We start from the raw sequence: 18190 nt of genomic DNA on the forward strand, positions 1-18190 counted from the left end.
TGGCCCGGTGGTGCAGTCGGTTAGCACGCCAGCCTGTCACGCTGGAGGTCGACGGTTCGAGTCCGTTCCGGGTCGCCATTTTTTCCTTTTCGCATCTGCGCAAATTTGCGCAAGACGCCTCTGTAGCTCAGTAGGTAGAGCAGCGGACTGAAAATCCGCGTGTCGTTGGTTCGATTCCGACCGGAGGCACCATTTTAGATGCGGGTGTAGCTCATCCGGTAGAGCGCCACCTTGCCAAGGTGGAGGTAGCGAGTTCGAGCCTCGTCACCCGCTCCAATTTCAAATGGTACCGTGGCCAAGTGGTAAGGCAAAGGTCTGCAAAACCTTCATTCCCCAGTTCAAATCTGGGCGGTACCTCCAAGTGTCCTGTACGATTCCTATTTCGTACAGGACTTTTTCTTTTCGTTTTTGCGTGAAATACGGGTTAAGCCCACAAAAATTGGGACTCTATGTCAATAGTTGGGGTAGAGAAAAAAGGCTTAAAAATTACCGGAGGGGATCAAAAATCCTCTCCGGTTTTTGTTCACTGATAGACCCGAATATAGTCTATTTCAAAGATGGCGGGAAATTGCGGGGTTATATTCTGCGCCGACTCCAGATCGAAAGACCCACCAATGGCGAGATTTACCAGAAGGTAAAATGGCTGGTCAAATGGGGCCGGGTATTTTATCCTCTGGTCTATTGAGTCCCATTGGTTTACTTTGGCGTAAGGGACGCCATCTATCAGCCAGGAAATGGAATCTGGTTCCCAGATCAGCTCGTAGATATGAAATTGATCGATCCCTTGCCCGTCCGGTAACTGAGCCTGGTTTTCTGTGTGGGTGTTCTGCGGACAGACACCTCCAAAGTGGATCGTGCCGAAAACGCTTTGGGACAGCCGCCCTTTTGCTTCATAGATATCGATCTCTCCGGAGGCTGCCCAGGGGCCGTAGACGCTATCCTCCGGCAGCATCCAGACTGCCGGCCAAAGCCCGTTTCCAACAGAACATCTGGCACGGAATACGACCCTCCCGTACTGAAAGGAAAATTTCCCATGAGTATCGATTCGGGCTGAGGTATATGGACAGCGAATCCCAAACTGCTCGGGTGCATCTTCCTGGCGGGCGATGATTTTTAAGGTGCCGTCGCTGACCTCCAGATTGTGCGGCGTGTAGTATTGCTGCTCTCTGTTTCCCCAGCCTGGCACAACAGGCTGCCCATCCGAAGATAACTGCCAGTTACCTACCCGTCGATTCCAATTATGTTCATTCAGCGAACATCCGGGAAAGGTTTCTTCCCAAATGAGTGTTTCGTACATATGCCGCAGACCTCCTGATATTGCATGTGGCATTAGTGTAAATAATACAAAGGATAATGTCAACCAAATCCAAAATATTGGGATATAATCCAAAATTGATGCGTTGTTTCTGACTGGCAGCTCTGCTATCATGTAGACAGAAGGAGGGGGAGCAACGTGAATCAGCAAAAAGCAGAGAAGAAAATGTCAAACTCCAGTCGATTCCAGCGAGGGATAAAAGATCTCTGGAAACAGCGGGAACTGCAGGCGATGGTATGGCCCGGATTGATTTGGATGGCAGTTTTCAGCTATGTTCCGTTGGTGTTCCTGTATATTGCTTTTACGGACTACCGTATCAGCACACCGCTGTTTGAGAACAATTTCGTCGGACTGAAGCACTTTGCGGCGTTTTTATCGGATGACCGCTTTTGGCGCAGTGTGTACAACACGCTGGGAATGAGCGCGTTACGGATCACGCTGGGATTTTGTATTCCGATTTTCTTTGCGCTTATGCTCAATGAGATCAAGAATGCCAAGTTTAAGAGATTGGTTCAGACGCTGTCTTATATGCCGCATTTCATCTCCTGGGCAATTTTCGGCGGTATCCTGCTTACCTGGCTGTCCCAGTCCGGAATTATCAATCAGCTTATGATGACTTTGGGCCTGCAGGACAAACCGATCCTGTATAACGGCGACCCAAAGAAGTTCTGGTGGATCGCGTTCCTCTCCGATACATTGAAAGAAATGGGATGGAGCGCCATTATTTATCTGGCTGCGATCTCGGGTATTGACCCGGGGCTGTACGAAGCGGCTGAATTGGACGGGGCCGGGCGCTGGAGCAAGATGTGGAATATCACCATTCAGTGTATCCGTCCGACCATTGCGCTGCTGTTCATTCTTGCCGTAAGCGGTTGCCTGACCAGCAATTTTGACCAGATCTTCTTCCTGAGCAATTCTGCCAACATGGCACGCAGCGAGACCATCGATCTGTATATTTACAATATGGGCATTGTGTCCGGTCGGTTCTCTTTTTCGACGGCCGTGCTGTTCTTCCGCAGTATCATTGCCTATGGCCTTCTCCGTCTGTGCAATTTCACCTCCGTGAAATTGACAGGAGAGAGTATCATTTAGGAGGGACAAAAAATGCGCAAGAAACTGCATTCTGTTACGGCCTTCGACGTTGTCCTGGCGATTTTCATGGCGCTTATTTGCTTTGCCTGTGTGTATCCAATGTGGTATATTCTGGCGAATTCACTGGCAGCGCCGGAAATTGCGAACCGGGGGCCGGTTGCGTGGTGGCCAAAGGCTTTGAGCCTGGATGCCTATAAGGTTGTCTTTCAGAATGAATACATCCTCAGCGGCTTCAAAATCGCAATCCTTCGTACTGTTGTTGCCACATTTACGCACGTCTTTTTCACATCCATGGTCGCCTACGGCATGTCCCGGAAGGACCTGATCGGGAAAAAGCTCTACATGAAGATCGCAATGATCACCATGTTTTTTAACGGCGGGCTGATCCCCAACTTTATTCTGATGATCAAGCTCAAGCTGTACAACACATTCTGGGTGTATATCCTCCCCGGAATGTTTACCTTCTACAACATGGTCATTTTCATGAGCTTCCTCCGCTCTATTCCGGAATCGCTGATGGAGAGTGCCCGGTTGGATGGCGCATCGGAATTCACGGTTTATTGGAAAATTGTCATGCCAAATGCCAAGCCGGTCATTGCAACGATTGGACTGTTTACGGCGGTCTACCACTGGAACGATTATTACCAGGGCGTTGTTTATATTCGGGATAAGACGTTGGAACCGTTGCAGACGATCCTCTACAAGCTTTTGGCGGAAACCAGTATGACGGCGCAGCAGCAGCAGGCAATGCTTGCGCTGGGCGGGACAACGACATCGGCTACCGTAAAGTACGCCGCAATGTTCGTGGGAGCATTGCCGATCCTGTGCCTGTACCCGTTTATCCAGAAGTACCTGGTAAAAGGCGTTATGCTTGGCGCAATCAAAGGGTAACCAAAGCGGCTGGAGCTGCTTAAAATATGAAACAAGGAGTGCGAACAATGAAAAAACTAGTCAGTGTCCTATTGGCGGCAATTATGATCTTCTCACTTGCTGCCTGCGCAAAGGGAGGCGGAACGGAAACCACATCCGCAGCGCCTGCTCAGACAGAGGCCGCAAAGACCGAGAATACGGAAGCGGCAGAAACAACAGTCAGCGCAGATGCCCCCGCTTGGGAAAAGGATACCAGTCCCATCGATATGGAGTGGTTTGTAGGCGCGTCCTGGTATGGCTATACCTGGGGCGACAGCCTGTCCACCAAGCATATCACGGAGAAAACGGGCGTGAACATCAATATTGTTACGCCTACCGGAGATGTGTCTGAGGAGCTGAACCTGATGATGATCAGCGGAACGCTGCCGGATCTGATCTCTCTGGGTTCCTGGGAAACCTGCTACAATACGCTCTATGAGCAGGGTTACACTTACGCGCTGAATGAATTGGCTGACCAGTACGATCCTTACTTCTGGAAGGTTGTGGATGGCAGCGTCGTCGCATGGCATACCAAGTCCGATGGCAACCTCTACTGTGTTCCCAATGATGCCTACGGTGCCGAACAGATGGCCGAAACCGGCATGACGGCAGCCGTTCAGACATTCCTGGTGCGCAAAGACCTGTATGAAGATATGGGCAGCCCGGATATGTCCACGCCGGAGGGCTTCCTGAATACGCTTCGGACGTTGAAGAATGAGTACGCAACCTATAAGGGTGTGGATATTACCCCCTTCTATGCACAGGGCGGCAGCGGCTACGGTCTGACCAGCTACTTGCAGAACTTCCTGGCTGTTCCCTATGAGGAAGACGGCAAGATCTATGACCGGATCTCTAACCCGGACTATATCGAGTGGCTGAAAACCTTCCGGCAGGCTTATCAGGAAGGCCTGATCGGGATTGATTACCTGGTTGACTCTGACGATCAGGTTACGGAAAAGAGCAACAACGGTGCTTACTTCTGCATGCTACGTGAGTGGAGCGGAATGCAGGAAGCAAATGCGATCCTGGCCTCCAGCGAAAATCCGGACAGCTACTATATTGCAATCGATGGCCCCGCAAATTCTAACGGCGATGCTCCTCTGATTTTCCCGGGCTCTCTGGATGGCTGGATGAGCACCTTCATCAGCAAGGACTGCAAGGACCCCGCCAGAGCAATCGCTTTCCTGACCTATATGCTCAGTGAGGAGGGTCAGAAGGATATTTTCCTGGGCGTTGAGGGTGAAACCTACGAAGTTGTAGACGGCAAGCCCCAGCTGACGGATGAAATGATCGAGCTGATGAACAGTGACCCCAATACCTTTGCTACGCAGTATGGCCTGGTAGATACCTACTGGATGCTCCGCAATAGCGTCATTGTGGACCAGTGGCGTCCGGCAAGTCCCTACTATATCACGGCAATGAGCGATTGGGCAGACAAGAACGCATTTGTGAACGGCGGTATTTATAACAATCTGGAGCCGACTGGTGACAGCGACGAGGCCATTGCGGCGACCAGAATCAATCAGCGCTGGCAGGAGGTAGTTCCTGAACTGATCACGGCTGCAAGTGACGAGGAGTTTGACAAGATTCTGTCTGACTTCCTGGCAGCACGGGACAGCTATGGCTACGAAAAGGTTGTCAGCTATGAGCAGAACCTGCTGGATGCGCGGAAGGCGCTCTTTCAGTAAGTAGAATTTTGGGCGGTGGGCACTTGCCCACCGCCTTTCCCTTGTCGAAACAAGTGTCAACATGCTATAATGATTTACGCAGGAGGTGTTGTACCGTGCCCAAAAAGAGTATGCTTCCAGGGAAAACCAGATTGGCAGCGAAAATCATTAAAATGTTGTCGCTTATATGGATCATTCCATGCGTAATCATTGCCGCACTGTGGATCAAGGGTAGGATCGAGTATGTCTATGACAGCTTTGAAAAGGATTCTGCCGCAGCGCTCCAGAATTTGCGCATAGAGACAGCGTCCAATGCGGCCAGAATTGATACCAGCGCGTCTTCAGCGCTCAGCCAGAGGGAATTCATTCGCTTTTGTACGTCCGATATGGATGCGGATGGTTTGCAGCTGGTAAAGTTTTCTCAAAACGAACTCAAGACGATCCGGAGCATTTTTCAGAGCAATGACATCATTGAAGAGGCAAGTTTTTTCTTTGATAATCCGCAGATTCACGAAATCTGGCCGACAATTTATAGACTGGACAGGCTGAAAAATACGCCTTTTGAGGAGATCATCCCCTCCGGACAAAGTGCCGTATACGCTGTAGAGGATGGAGAGGTATACGGGTGCTATCGTATTTACCTGGACATTACCCCTGTGGGGTTGCTGCGGCTTCGCTTGAATTCAGACAAATTCTTTTCAGGCTTCTCGAACGCAAATGCTGCATCCTGTTTGCTTGCGGCGAATGGAGAGCTGTTTTCAAATGAAGAGAATCTGTTTTCAGCGGAAGAGTTGCAGGCGGTGCTGACGGATTCGCCGGATATGCCCTCCAGATCAACCTATCAGGCCGTATTGGAAAAGGACGGAAGAAGCTACCTGGTACGATACAGCTGGTTGGAACTGCTGAACGCGTGGGCAGTTGTTTATGAGGATCAGGCGGATTTGCTGCAGCCCGTATATCAGATGGGGGCAAGCGTGCTGGCGGTTATGCTGCTGGGAATGTGCGTGATTTGGGTCCTGGTTCAATACGTCTGCCAGTCGATGCTGAAACGGCTTGCGCTATTGGAGAAGAAAATGCTGGCGGTGCAGTCCGGCAATTTGGATATTCGGATTCCCGAAAGAGAAAACGGCGGGGATGAACTGGATACGCTCAGCAAAAGCTTTAACGGTATGCTGGACCGAATGCAGCAGCTGGTGGATGAGAATATTCAGCGCGGACTCGCGGTAAAGCAGGCGGAGTTGGACGCATTGCAGAGCCAGATCAACAGCCATTTCCTATATAACGCACTGGAGAGCATCCGTATGCTGTCAGAAGTACATGGGGATACGGAGGTTGCGGAAACCGTTTTTTCTCTGGGGAGCCTGATGCGGTATCATATGAAGTGGAAAACAAAAACCGTCACGCTTTCCGAAGAGCTGGACTGTATTGATCGCTACATCTTCTTCATGTCCGCGTCAAATGGCACAGAAATCCGCCTGGAATCTACGCTTCCGCGGGAAGTTTTGTATACAGAAATTCCCAAACTGAGTATCCAGCCACTGGTGGAAAATGCAATCGTTCATGGAATGCCGGCGGACAGCAGGCGTATCGTCATCACATTGAAATGCCGCCAGGAGGATGGCCTACTGATTTTGTCCGTTACGGACAACGGTATCGGAATTGCCCCGGAGCGGCTTCATGAGATTCAGTGTGCTCTGAATGGAAGCGGGACTGGGAATATCCGCTCCGGAAAGAACGGCATTGGGGTTGTGAATGTGCATCAGCGAATCCAGCTGATGTACGGCGAAGCCTGTGGGCTGCGGTTTATCAGCTGTGAAGGCCTGGGAACGAGCGTCGAAGTTCGGATACCGGCACGGCAGGATGCTCTGGGAGGATGGTAGCATGAAAATTTTGCTTGCGGATGATACAGAGCTGATTCGGGAAGGACTGAAGAGTATGCTGCTTCAGCTGCCGAATCCGGCAATATGCCCGGAGATCCGAACGGCATGCAACGGTGCGGAGGCGCTGAGTCTTATGCGGGAGCATCCTGTGGACCTTCTGATCACGGATATCCGGATGCCTGATGTGGATGGAATCGAATTGATGAGGCAATGCCGGTCGCAGTGGGCCAATATATCCATTGTCGTAATCTCTGGATATGACGACTTCAAGTATGCCCAGCAGGCGATAGAATACGGCGCAAGCGCCTACCTTTTGAAGCCGGTGGATAAGCAGGAGCTGTACCGGGTTGTGGAGAAGGCCTGGCAGTCTGCCAACGCAAGGCGGGCGACCATTGTGAATACCTCGTACTCTCTGTTTGTGAATTACTTGCGGGGAGAATCGTCAAACGCGGGTATATTGGAGCAGATGAAGCGAACGTATCCGTTTTTGTCCGGGACATGTGCGCTGATGTTGATTGGTTTCCCGGGGACCGGGTATATTGGGGAAGAGCAAAACAGGAATGCGGCGCTTCTGTGCAATAGGTTGGGAAGACCGTTCCTTTGTATGGAGGATAGGTCAGAAATAATCGTTTTGGCACCGTATCCTGTGGATATTCGGAAGTATTATCCGTATTTGGAGCAGGATTTTCATGGAATATGTATTGCGTATACTACGGTGGGCAGAGAAGCGGATGCGTTCAAAACGGCGTATCAGCAGGTGCGGAATATCTATGTTCACAGGCTGCTTTACCCCGGGAAGAGCGTACTCTGCCAGGAAGATATTGCGGGAATGCGAACCGATTTTACGGTTCCGCACCGGAAGATCGAACAGATGACGGAGCTGACGGGAACAGCGGCGGACGAGGCGCTGACAAAGCGGCTGTCGGAGCTGTTTGACCGTCAGAAGCTGGTACAATACAGTATTGGCTATACGCTTGCACTCTGCGACACCGTCTATAGGGCAATGCGCCAGACGGCGCTCTCCATTCCGGGCGGCGAAGCAGTGGAATTGGAACGGGTAAAGTCACCGCTTACATTCGCAACCATGCGGGAATATCTCGTAAATGTAAATGAGCGTTTATTGTCCCTGAATCAATTGGCACACACCTATATGCAGAGCCGAAATGATACATATGTCATGGAGCTGGCAATTCAATATATCCGGAGAAACTATCCGAAGCCGATTACATTGGCAATGGTTTCCAATGAGGTTTCCCTGAATTATGCGTATTTCTCTACCATGTTCAGCAAATACACAGGAAAAACGTTCTCTGAGTATTTGCGGGATACGCGGATGGAGAAGGCCAAAGAGCTGCTTCGTCAACCGGACATTTCCATTGCCGAGGTGGCCGCACAGGTTGGATATGAAAACTATAAGAGCTTTTATCGGGCGTTCAAGGACGCGGTAGGTACAACACCTGTGGAATACCAGCAAAAGAAATACAGGATCCACAGAGAAGATGAAAAACAGTAGCCAGTAAGGGGTGTATGGAATGGAAAGCAGATTTCTGGACGATATGGGGTCCTTTCGGATAGAGCATGGGGAGAAAAACAGACTGAATTATTTCCCCCTTGCCGCAGAAAACGGCGTTATGGCAAGCATAACGCCGGAATTAAAGGGTGACTTGAAGCGGGACCAAAACAGTTTTGTGCTTCCGCCGGCCAGTGAAGAGGATCTGCGTTCCGGCATGGCGGGGAGAAATTTTTGGTGCAGATTTGAAAACGGCGAATTGTGGTCGGCAGCAGGAATGAGCGCCGCGCAGATTGCGGAGGAATTTACGCCCGCGGAAGAGAAGTGCATAGTGGAAGCGGGGTTGCTGTGGCATAGGACTGTGCGGGAAAACCGGACGCGTCAATTGCGGGCAGCTGTGACCAGCTGGGTCCCCAGCGCAAACGGAACGGTGGAGATCATGCAGGTAATATTGGAGAATTGCGGCGAAGAAACCCTCCGCCTGACACCGACAGCCGCAATCCCACTCTATGGGCGCAGTGCGGATAATCTGAGGGATCACCGCCATGTGACCTCTCTGCTGAATCGAGCGGAAAGCCGGAAGGAAGGCGTAATCCTCACACCGACCTATTCCTTCGATGAGCGTGGGCACACACCCAATCAGCGAAGCTATTTTGTATTTGGCATAACGGAAGACGGGAAATCTGCGGAAGCGGTCTGTGCGGACCTGGATCGTTACACAGGCGAAGGAAGCCTGATTATGCCGGAGTGGGTTGCCAAAGAGCTGCCTGGTGATTCCCTTGGTGGTGAAACGGCAGGAAAAGAAACAATTGGTGCGCTGCGTTTCCCGGAGACGGAGTTACGCCCGGGAGAAAAGCGGGAATACGATATTCTTGTGGGTACAGCGGAAGATAAGGCAGCTGCGGAGCAAATTGCCGCCGTCTGGCTTTCCCCGTACAGAATCCGGATTTCCCTGGAAGAGACAAAGCTCTGGTGGGATCAGGTGAATCCAATCCGCACCCATACGGGTGATTCAGACTTTGACAATGTTCTGCGCTGGATCGGAATTCAGCCGACGCTGCGTAGAATTTATGGCTGCTCATTCCTGCCGCATCACGATTACGGAAAGGGCGGACGAGGCTGGCGTGACTTGTGGCAGGATTCTCTGGGACTGCTTTTGAGCGAGCCTGAGACAGTGGCGGATGACCTGGTCGCCTATTTTGGCGGAGTCCGTTTGGACGGGACGAATGCCACCATCATTGGAAATCGTCCGGGAGAATTCAAGGCGGATCGCAATGGAATTCAGCGAGTCTGGATGGATCACGGTTACTGGCCGGTACTGACTATCTGGCAATACATCCAACAAACAGGCGATATTGAGATCCTTCTGAGAGTGGCACCTTTTTTTCAGGATGGTCTCGGAATGCGGGGGACCCAGAGAGATGCCATCCAGGCAAAAAGAAGCTGCACAGGAACTGTTGCAGAGCATATGCTGTTGGAACAGCTGACCGCATTCTGCGAAGCGGGAGAACATGGTCTGCTTCGGCTTCGGGATGCGGATTGGAACGACGCTTTGGATATGGCACCTCAACGCGGGGAGAGCGGTGCGTTTACATCCGCTTATGCCGGAAGTATGGAGCTGTTGGCGAAAATGCTGGAAACTTTACGGCAGACCGGAAAATGCAGCAGTATTGACCTGCCAAAGCGTTTTGAAATCCTGCTGGGGGAAGAGGACAATTGGGCTTCCATCGCATCGCGCAGGGAGAAGCTGAATCGGTTCTGCGCGCAGTGTATCCAAATTCCTGATGATGACCGGATTCAGATCCCGTTGGACAAAATTGTACGGCATTTGGACTTGTGTGCGGACACGCTGAAAGCAATCATACGGGAAAAGGCATGGATTCAGACGGAGCAGGACGGATGGTTCAACAGCTACTATGATAATTACGGTACTCCACTGGAATGCGGGACGCCGGGGCAAGAACGTATGATGCTGACGGGACAGGTATTTGCGATCCTGGGCGGAGTAGCAGCGAAATCTGAGATCCCTCAAATCTATCATGCGGCCAGGCGGCTGCTGTATGCGCGGCAGGCAGGCGGATTCAGACTGAATACGCGGCTAAATCCAGAAGATTTCCAAATTGGCAGAATGCTGGCCTTTGCCTACGGGCACAAGGAAAACGGCGCGGTGTTCAGCCATATGAGTGTCATGTTTGCATATGCGCTGTACAGCCGGGGGTATGCCAGAGAGGGCTTTTCGGCCATAGAGCCAATTTGGAGACTTGTGCTGGATTCTAAAAAGAGCAGAATCTATCCGGGGATCCCGGAATACTTTGCCCCGGATGGCCGGGGTATGTACCCGTATCTGACGGGTTCCGCAGCCTGGATGATGCTGTGCGTGGTGCAGGAAATGTTTGGCGTCCGCGGGGAAAATGGAGCGCTGTGTCTGCGGCCTCAGCTGCTGCCGGAACAGTTTGACGTGCGGAATCGAACCAGCATTATTTTGAAGTTTGGCGGAAAGGCATTCAAGATTGTATACACATTGTTGGAACGCCTGGAGCCTTCCGAATATACAATTGTGAAGGCAGAGCTGGACAATATGCCAATAGCGGATGGACGTATCCTGCCTTCTGAAATGGGAGCATTGGACAAAGAGAAAATACATATTGTGGAAGCTTGGCTCGGGAGAAAAGTACAATGATCGATATCATAAAAGACTATGACAGTCAACCGGCATTTGCCGATTTTTTACCAGGAATTGCGGGGGAGAATGGTATCCCCGCATGGTGCTTTTTCGTAAATCGGGGGCAAGGCGTTGCGAGTTTTGGCACGCAGGATAAGGATCACCCGATCATGGAATTTCGGCCGGCGCACACAGCGTGGCAGGATGTCCAGACGAAGGGCTTCCGTACTTTCTTGAAGTACCATGGGCATGTGTCGGAGTTGTTTGTGAATGCACGGGACAAACAGATGCTGCTTGGGGCAAACAGCTTGACGCTTCAGTGCCGGGAAACGGATGCCCCGGTTCGTGCCCAGGTCCAGTATTTTATTTTACCGAATGCGTGCGTTGGAGCGCTGGCAAGGACGCTGACAATTGAAAATACTGGCAACGGCGTATTGGACTTGGAGGTACTGGATGGACTTCCGGCAATTGTTCCCCATGGGATCGGAGACTGGCATTTGAAATGCATGATCCAGACCGCAAGGGCCTGGATGGAAACGGTAGGCGGCGAAACAGGCGTCCCCCGATACAGGGTACGGGCAAGCCTGGAGGATAGTGCCCGAGTCGAGCCGATCACCGGTTTTGCGTTTGGATTTTCTTGTGTGGAGGAAGGAAAACGACTGCCTGTCCTGTGGGACCCGGAAGCCGTTTTTGGACAGGATACTTCCTTTGTCCATCCGCATGGATTTGCGCGGATGGATTTGCCGGAGTTGATTTCGGCACACCAGCGCTGCCAGAATCTGTTCCCGTGTTTCTTTTCAGGTGCGCGGCTCCGACTGAATCCGGGAGAGAAGAAAACGGTTTATACACTGCTGGGGCACGGAAAAACCGGCAGCGGCTGCGGGAAACTGCTGGAAGAGGCGGTATCGCCCGAATGGTTTGCAAGAAAGCTTGAGGAAGCGGAAACAATGGTGGATACACTGTGTGCGCCAATTGCATGCGACACGGCAGATCCCCGATTTGATGAGTACTGTAAGAGGACGTATTTGGATAATTTCCTGCGCGGCGGCAAGCCGGTACGCTTGGCTGGACATACCTTTCACCTGTACAGCCGTAAGCATGGGGATCTGGAACGGGACTACAATTACTTCTCCCTGACACAGGAGCCGCTCTCCCAGGGAAACGGGAATTTCCGGGACGTGTGGCAAAACAGACGATGTGATGTATCGTTTACGCCTTTCGTAGGCGGAAAAAATGTTGCCGACTTCTATTCCCTGATCCAGCCGGACGGATATAACCCCCTGGTCATCAAACCGGATCTGGTACAGAGCGCCAGTGGAGAGACAATGACACCGGGGCAGTATGTGCTGCGCTATGGGAGACAGGAGGGAATGGCCCGCATAGCGCAAGGAACGGTAAAAGCAGATGCGGACTTCGGAGAGGGATATTGGACAGACCATTGGAGCTATGGCCTGGATCTGATTGAAGATTTCCTGCGTATCTGGCCGGAACGGGAGCAGGAACTGATGCAAATGGAACTGCCCTGGTACCGGGCGCAGGCGCAAATACTGCCCAGAGAAAAACGCTATAGTGTGTCGGGTGGAGAACTGCGGCAGTATCACTTTTTGGAAGAGAGACCGGGAGAAAAATGGTGCAGGGATGGGTACGGGAATCTGGTAAAGGCTACTTTGCTGGAAAAGCTGGTCTGTATGTGCGCAATGAAATTTGCGGCGTTGGATGCCTGGGGCTGCGGCATTGAAATGGAAGGCGGAAGACCTGGCTGGTATGACGCGCTGAACGGATTGCCCGCACTGTTTGGTTCCAGTGTTACGGATGCCATGGAGCTGCTGCGGCATTTGCGGTTTCTGAAAGCTTCTCTTCGGCGCTATGGAGGAAAGGTTTCTTTGCCGGAACCCCATTACATGTTACTGATGCGCCTAAAGCAGAGCGTCGAGGATATTCCGGAGTATACGGGAAATACGGTGCTGGTTGATTTTTGGAACAGCAGCAAATCCGCGCTGGAGCACTGCCGGGAAGAAGTCTATACGCAGGGAGCATGGGACTATGCAGATTGCCAAGCGGAACAGCTGGCTGAAATGCTGGACGCATGGGCAAATTTCCTTGGTCAACGGCTTGCTCTGTGCCGCGGAGAAAACGGGTTGATGCCGACCTATTGCCGATACCGTGTGAAAATGGAGCAAGGAACGCCTTCGTTTGAAAAGTGTGATATGCCGCTGTTCCTGGAATCCAGTGTGCGGGATATGCGCCTATGTGAAAGCAAGCAAAAACGCAAAGAACTGTTTGAGGCAGTACACCGGAGCGAACTGTTTGACGGCAAGATTGGGATGTACCGCGTCAATCAGGCACTGGATATATCCGAGCTGGAGCTGGGGCGTGCGGCTGCGTTTACACCGGGATGGCTGGAAAATGGTTCCATCTGGCTGCACATGGAATATAAATATCTATTGGAATTGCTGCGCGGCGGATTGTATGAACAGTTTTCGGAAACAATGCGGCAGGCTGCGATTCCGTTCTTAGATCCGGCTGTTTACGGAAGAAGTACATTGGAAAACAGCTCCTTCCTGGTGAGCAGTATGAACCCAGAGAAGGCGCTTCACGGACGTGGATATGTGGCGCGGCTAAGCGGTTCTACGGCGGAATTTATGAGCATATGGCAAATCATGATGTTCGGCCGAAAACCGTTCCTGCGTACAGAAAGCGGCGTGCAAATAAATCTGCAGCCTTGCATTCCGGCGTATCTGATAGATGAAGAGCGCACAATCCGGGCGGCATTCATGGAAAACAGCACCGTGATCTACCACTTTGCGGAGTGCCGAGATTATTTCCCAGGAAGCTACAGTATTCGTATTCGATCTGCGGTGGATGTCAATGCGATTCGTCAAGGTGCGGCTACTGAAATAGTGGCGGATGTTTCCTGATTTATGTGGGTGAAGATTCAATTGAAGGATGTCTGTGTAAATAGCTATATGAGATGATGGCGAAAAAAGTCTTGACAAATACGAATATATGTTTTACAATCTAAATATACCAAATCAACACAAGTGAATATCCCTGTACTCAAATCGCGCAAGCGGAGACAGTGATGTAACATCATTGAGCTACCAAGCACCGTGAGAGGCTAATCTTCAGACAGGAGAAATCCTGCCTGTGTGGTTAGTGTCTTGCGGTGCTTTTTGTTTTTCAGATGCGGGGATTGCGATGTGAGGCTGTGCAGCTTGACAAGTTTATACCCGCCAGAAAATGGGGTAAGGTGACGACGGTGGGGACAGGACGATGATACTTCTCGAAAGAGCTGGGCGGAAGCGCAGGGGTGAAACTCCCATGGACCCGATTCGCAATATAGGAAATAGGGGAGAAGCGTGTTTCATCGATGCCGTTTATAGATAACGTCCGCATTGGACACAATCTGACAGGGAAGGTTGGCTTTTCCGGTTCAACGTGATCCGGTTCTTATCTGCCACAAAGTCTTTTTTGAAAGAAAACAGAAAAAAGCCTCTTGAACTTTTCCCGCAAAGGTGCTATACTGCAAATAATAGCGAAGAGGGAGACTGACCCCTGATGCTTCCGGTTTCAGAGAGGCCCGCGTGTGCTGTGAGCGGGTCCCGGGGCGCTGGGCGATACCACTCCTGAGCTGCGTGCGAGAAAGCCTTCTTCAAGGCGCAAGCACTGCCGTATCCGCCCAACGACAGAGGGCTATGAGTGAAAAGTCAAGGTGGAACCGTGCTGAACCAAAGCACCCTTGGAAAAACCAGGGGTGCTTTTTTGCATCCCGACGCTCAGAAAAGGAGAAATGTTATGAAAATCATCTACAAAGACGGGGCCGTAGCGGAGTGCCCCCCTGAGGAAGCGCTGCACGTTCTGCGGCACACCGCTGCCCACATCATGGCCCAGGCCATTCAGCACCTGTATCCTGATGCGGACTTTGCCTATGGTCCCGCTACCGAGAAGGGCTTCTATTATGATGTGGACTTCGGCGACAAGAAGCTGACCGACGAGGACCTGGAAGCCATCGAAAAAGAGATGAAGAAGATCGTCAAGGCGAACCTGCCCATCAAGCCCTTCATCCTGCCCCGGGACGAGGCCGTCAAGCTCATGCACGACCGTCACGCCAAGTATAAGGAGGAGCACATCGGCGACCTGCCCGAGGATGCCGTCATCAGCTTCTACCAGCAGGGCGACTATATCGATATGTGCGTCGGCCCCCACCTGACCTACACCAAGGGCCTGAAGGCTTTTAAGATCACCCAGCAGTCCGGCGCTTACTGGAAGAACGATGCCAACAACAAGATGCTTACCCGTATCAACGGCGTTGCTTTCGCTTCCCAGGAGGAACTGGACGAGTACCTGAAGCAGCAGGAGGAGGCCAAGGCCAGAGACCACCGGAAGATCGGCAAGGAAATGGGCCTGTTCATGACCGATGAGCTGGTAGGCCGGGGCATGCCCATGTTCCTGCCCAGAGGCTATACGGTCTGGCAGGAGCTGGAGAATTACATTAAGGAAAAGGAGCGCAAGCTGGGCTATCAGCACGTGATGACCCCTTGCGTGGGCACTGTGGCTCTGTATCAGACCTCCGGCCACTGGGCCCACTATAAGGACAATATGTTCCCCGCCATGGAAGTGGACGGCGAGAGCTTCGTCCTGCGCCCCATGAACTGCCCCCACCACATGATGATTTACGCAAACCGTCCCCACTCCTATCGGGAGCTGCCCATCCGCATCGGTGAGATTGCCCATGATTTCCGGTATGAATCCAGCGGCACCCTGAAGGGCATTGAGCGTGGCCGTCATTTCTGTCAGAACGATGCCCACCTGTTCGTCACCCCTGACCAGATCAAGGACGAGGTGGCCCGTGTAGTTGGCCTCATCCGGGATGTCTACAAGGATTTCGGTATTACCGACTACCGCTGCGTCCTGTCTCTGCGGGACCCCGAGGATAAGGTCAAGTACCATCCCGATGATGCCATGTGGGAGAAGGCTGAATCTGCCCTGCGGGAAGTGCTGACCGAGCTGGGTATCCACTTCACCGAGGAAATCGGCGAGGCTGCCTTCTACGGCCCCAAGCTGGACGTGAACGTCAAGCCCGCCGTTGGCGCAGAGTACACCCTGTCCACCTGCCAGCTGGACTTCTGCCTGCCTGCCAAGTTTGACCTGAAGTATGTGGATTCCGACGGCAAGGAGCAGACCCCTGTGGTGCTGCACCGGGCGATCCTGGGCTCCCTGGACCGTTTCATGGCTTATATGATTGAGGAGACCAAGGGCAAGTTCCCCGTGTGGCTGGCTCCGCTGCAGGTTAAGGTTCTGCCGGTTTCCGAAAAAACCATGGACTATGCCCGTCAGGTCAATCAGGCTCTGGAGGATGCCAACATCCGCACCCAGCTGGACGAGCGCAGCGAGAAGATCGGCTATAAGATCCGGGAGGCCCGCCAGATCGACCGTGCGCCCTATATGCTGATTCTGGGCGCCAAGGAAGCCGAGGAGGGCACCATCTCTGTCCGGAACCGGGATACCGATGAGACCACCGTCATGAAGCTGGATGAATTCATTGCCAAGGTCAAGCACGAGATCGAAACCCGGGCGCACTGATTCCCTATAACAATGATTCCCGGCAGGGGTTCCTGCCGGGATTTTTTGCGCTGTGTCCGTAAATAATCCTTGACGAACCCCCGGGGGACAGTGCTATAATAATTCTTTACGAGAAAACTCAGGGAAGGAAAGAAAAACAGAAAGATGAGCAAGCGTTTGGATAGAAATATGCTGTCGGTCATTTTTGCCCTGGCATGGCCTACCATGCTGGAAGAGCTGATGCAGACGGCGGTGCAATATATTGATACGGCCATGGTTGGCACCCTGGGCACCCAGGCCACGGCGGCAGTCGGGGCCACCGGTACGGTTTCCTGGCTGGTGGGCAGTACGGTCTCCGCGGTGGGCGTGGGTTTCCTGGCCCTGATTTCCCAGAGCTATGGGGCAGGGGATAAGGAACGGGCCAAGCGGGCCTCTGCCCAGGCGGTGATGATGACTCTGGTCGTGGGCCTGCTCTTTACAGCTATCACCACGCTGCTCAGCGGCAAAATTACCCAGTGGATGCAGGTGGATGTTTCCATCCGGGCTATGGCCTCTCAGTATTTCCTGATCCTCTATTCACCCATGCTCTTCCGGACGGCCAGCATTATTTTCGCCACGGTACTGCGTTCTGTGGGCGATACCAAGACGCCCATGCGGGTCAGCCTGAACATGAACCTAATCAACATCGTGCTGAATTTCCTGCTGATTTATTCCAGCCGGGAGGTGCGCCTGCTGGGCCTGACCATCCCCATCTGGGGCGTAGGCTGGGGCATCAACGGCGCGGCGGTAGCCAGTGCCGTTGCCTATACCTACGGCGGCATTGCCATGACGGTGCGGCTCTGGAAGCATCCGGATCTGTCCCCCAAAGGCTATCGGTTCCTGCCGGATGGAGAGATCCTGAAACCCTGCTGGAAGGTAGCTTTTCCCAATATGCTCCAGCGCTTTGGCACATCTCTGGGCTATGTGGCCTTTGCGGCCATGATCAACGCCCTGGGCGATACATCCACTGCCGCCCATACCATTGCCAATACGGTGGAATCTCTGTTCTATATCCCCGGCTGGGGGATGCAGACCGCCGCGGCTACGCTGGCGGGCAATGCCATGGGCGCCCGGGACGGGAAAAAACTGAAAAGCCTGGCAGGTACCCTGCTGCCGCTGGAAGTCGGATTGATGGTTATCTCCGGCGGGCTGCTGGCGATTTTCGCACCCCAGCTCATGTCCATCTTCACCCGGGATCCTCAGGTGAAGGAATTGGGCACTACGGTACTGCGGATGGTGGCCGTATCCGAGCCCTTTTACGGTGTTCCCATTGTTCTGGAGGGCATCATGCAGGGCACAGGCCGCACAGTGCCGCCCTTTGTGTTCAATATTCTGGGGATGTGGTGCGTCCGTATTTTCGGAACATTCATATGCACCCGATTCCTGGGTCTTGGCCTGATTGCGGCCTGGGGCTGTATGATTGGCCATAACCTGCTGCTGTTCGCTCTGTTCGCGGCCCTTTTTGTTACGGGAAGGGTTTACCCCGCCTCCTTGCGAGAAGAGCATTGACAGAGAGAATACTGTTGAATAAGTAAAAAAATATCAATTTCCTCT

10 protein-coding genes and 4 tRNA genes are annotated in these 18190 nt (G+C 52.5%); 13 read left to right on the plus strand and 1 reads right to left on the minus strand.

All coding sequences use genetic code 11. The annotated features are described in order from the left end of the window. The first annotated feature begins 1 nt into the window (after position 1). From KQI10_RS09625 to KQI10_RS09640, 4 genes are all read left to right on the plus strand, one after another. A tRNA-Asp gene (locus KQI10_RS09625) sits at positions 2-78 on the plus strand. A 38-nt stretch (positions 79-116) separates the two neighbouring features. Beyond that, positions 117-192, plus strand: a tRNA-Phe gene (locus tag KQI10_RS09630). Positions 193-200: 8 nt separating this feature from the next. Beyond that, positions 201-276: transfer RNA gene (locus KQI10_RS09635), tRNA-Gly, on the plus strand. A 9-nt stretch (positions 277-285) separates the two neighbouring features. Next, a tRNA-Cys gene (locus KQI10_RS09640) sits at positions 286-360 on the plus strand. A 163-nt stretch (positions 361-523) separates the two neighbouring features. Here KQI10_RS09640 and KQI10_RS09645 read toward each other — a convergent pair. Further along, complete coding sequence (locus KQI10_RS09645) at positions 524-1297, minus strand: glycoside hydrolase family 16 protein (protein WP_216567212.1); 774 nt, start codon at positions 1295-1297, stop codon at positions 524-526. Between the two features lie 156 nt (positions 1298-1453). Here KQI10_RS09645 and KQI10_RS09650 point away from each other — a divergent pair, with 156 nt between their 5' ends. From KQI10_RS09650 to KQI10_RS09690, 9 genes are all read left to right on the plus strand, one after another. Then, positions 1454-2407 carry an ABC transporter permease gene (locus tag KQI10_RS09650; RefSeq protein ID WP_371818399.1) on the plus strand — a complete coding sequence of 318 codons (954 nt, stop codon included), beginning with the start codon at positions 1454-1456 and terminating at the stop codon, positions 2405-2407. A 12-nt stretch (positions 2408-2419) separates the two neighbouring features. After that, complete coding sequence (locus tag KQI10_RS09655) at positions 2420-3298, plus strand: carbohydrate ABC transporter permease (RefSeq protein ID WP_216567213.1); 879 nt, start codon at positions 2420-2422, stop codon at positions 3296-3298. Positions 3299-3345: 47 nt separating this feature from the next. After that, positions 3346-5004, plus strand: a complete 1659-nt coding sequence (locus KQI10_RS09660; protein ID WP_216567214.1) for an extracellular solute-binding protein — start codon at positions 3346-3348, stop codon at positions 5002-5004. Between the two features lie 152 nt (positions 5005-5156). Then, the gene (locus KQI10_RS09665) at positions 5157-6863 is read left to right on the plus strand and encodes a sensor histidine kinase (RefSeq protein WP_216567215.1); all 1707 of its coding nucleotides are present in this window, start codon (positions 5157-5159) and stop codon (positions 6861-6863) included. A 1-nt stretch (position 6864) separates the two neighbouring features. Continuing rightward, positions 6865-8376, plus strand: a complete 1512-nt coding sequence (locus KQI10_RS09670; protein ID WP_216567216.1) for a response regulator — start codon at positions 6865-6867, stop codon at positions 8374-8376. 19 nt (positions 8377-8395) lie between these two features. Then, positions 8396-11053 carry a GH36-type glycosyl hydrolase domain-containing protein gene (locus KQI10_RS09675; protein ID WP_216567217.1) on the plus strand — a complete coding sequence of 886 codons (2658 nt, stop codon included), beginning with the start codon at positions 8396-8398 and terminating at the stop codon, positions 11051-11053. A gap of 152 nt (positions 11054-11205) precedes the next feature. Then, the gene (locus tag KQI10_RS09680; RefSeq protein ID WP_216567218.1) at positions 11206-13953 is read left to right on the plus strand and encodes a hypothetical protein; all 2748 of its coding nucleotides are present in this window, start codon (positions 11206-11208) and stop codon (positions 13951-13953) included. A gap of 877 nt (positions 13954-14830) precedes the next feature. Beyond that, positions 14831-16618 carry a threonine--tRNA ligase gene (gene thrS, locus KQI10_RS09685; RefSeq protein ID WP_216567219.1) on the plus strand — a complete coding sequence of 596 codons (1788 nt, stop codon included), beginning with the start codon at positions 14831-14833 and terminating at the stop codon, positions 16616-16618. 168 nt (positions 16619-16786) lie between these two features. Next, positions 16787-18145 (plus strand): MATE family efflux transporter, encoded by a 1359-nt coding sequence (locus KQI10_RS09690; RefSeq protein WP_216567220.1) that lies wholly within the window; start codon positions 16787-16789, stop codon positions 18143-18145. Positions 18146-18190: the final 45 nt, after the last annotated feature.

Origin of the sequence: Pseudoflavonifractor sp. MSJ-30, assembly GCF_018918045.1 — a bacterium.
Lineage (GTDB): Bacteria > Bacillota > Clostridia > Oscillospirales > Oscillospiraceae > Faecousia.

Bases quoted from the DNA above. Each gene is read 5' to 3' on its own strand.
- KQI10_RS09645 (WP_216567212.1), bottom strand. From the start codon at position 1,297: ATGTACGAAACACTCATTTGGGAAGAAACCTTTCCCGGATGTTCGCTG.
- KQI10_RS09655 (WP_216567213.1), top strand. From the start codon at position 2,420: ATGCGCAAGAAACTGCATTCTGTTACGGCCTTCGACGTTGTCCTGGCG.
- KQI10_RS09660 (WP_216567214.1), top strand. From the start codon at position 3,346: ATGAAAAAACTAGTCAGTGTCCTATTGGCGGCAATTATGATCTTCTCA.
- KQI10_RS09665 (WP_216567215.1), top strand. From the start codon at position 5,157: ATGTTGTCGCTTATATGGATCATTCCATGCGTAATCATTGCCGCACTG.
- KQI10_RS09670 (WP_216567216.1), top strand. From the start codon at position 6,865: ATGAAAATTTTGCTTGCGGATGATACAGAGCTGATTCGGGAAGGACTG.
- KQI10_RS09675 (WP_216567217.1), top strand. From the start codon at position 8,396: ATGGAAAGCAGATTTCTGGACGATATGGGGTCCTTTCGGATAGAGCAT.
- KQI10_RS09680 (WP_216567218.1), top strand. From the start codon at position 11,206: ATGGAATTTCGGCCGGCGCACACAGCGTGGCAGGATGTCCAGACGAAG.
- thrS (WP_216567219.1), top strand. From the start codon at position 14,831: ATGAAAATCATCTACAAAGACGGGGCCGTAGCGGAGTGCCCCCCTGAG.
- KQI10_RS09690 (WP_216567220.1), top strand. From the start codon at position 16,787: ATGCTGTCGGTCATTTTTGCCCTGGCATGGCCTACCATGCTGGAAGAG.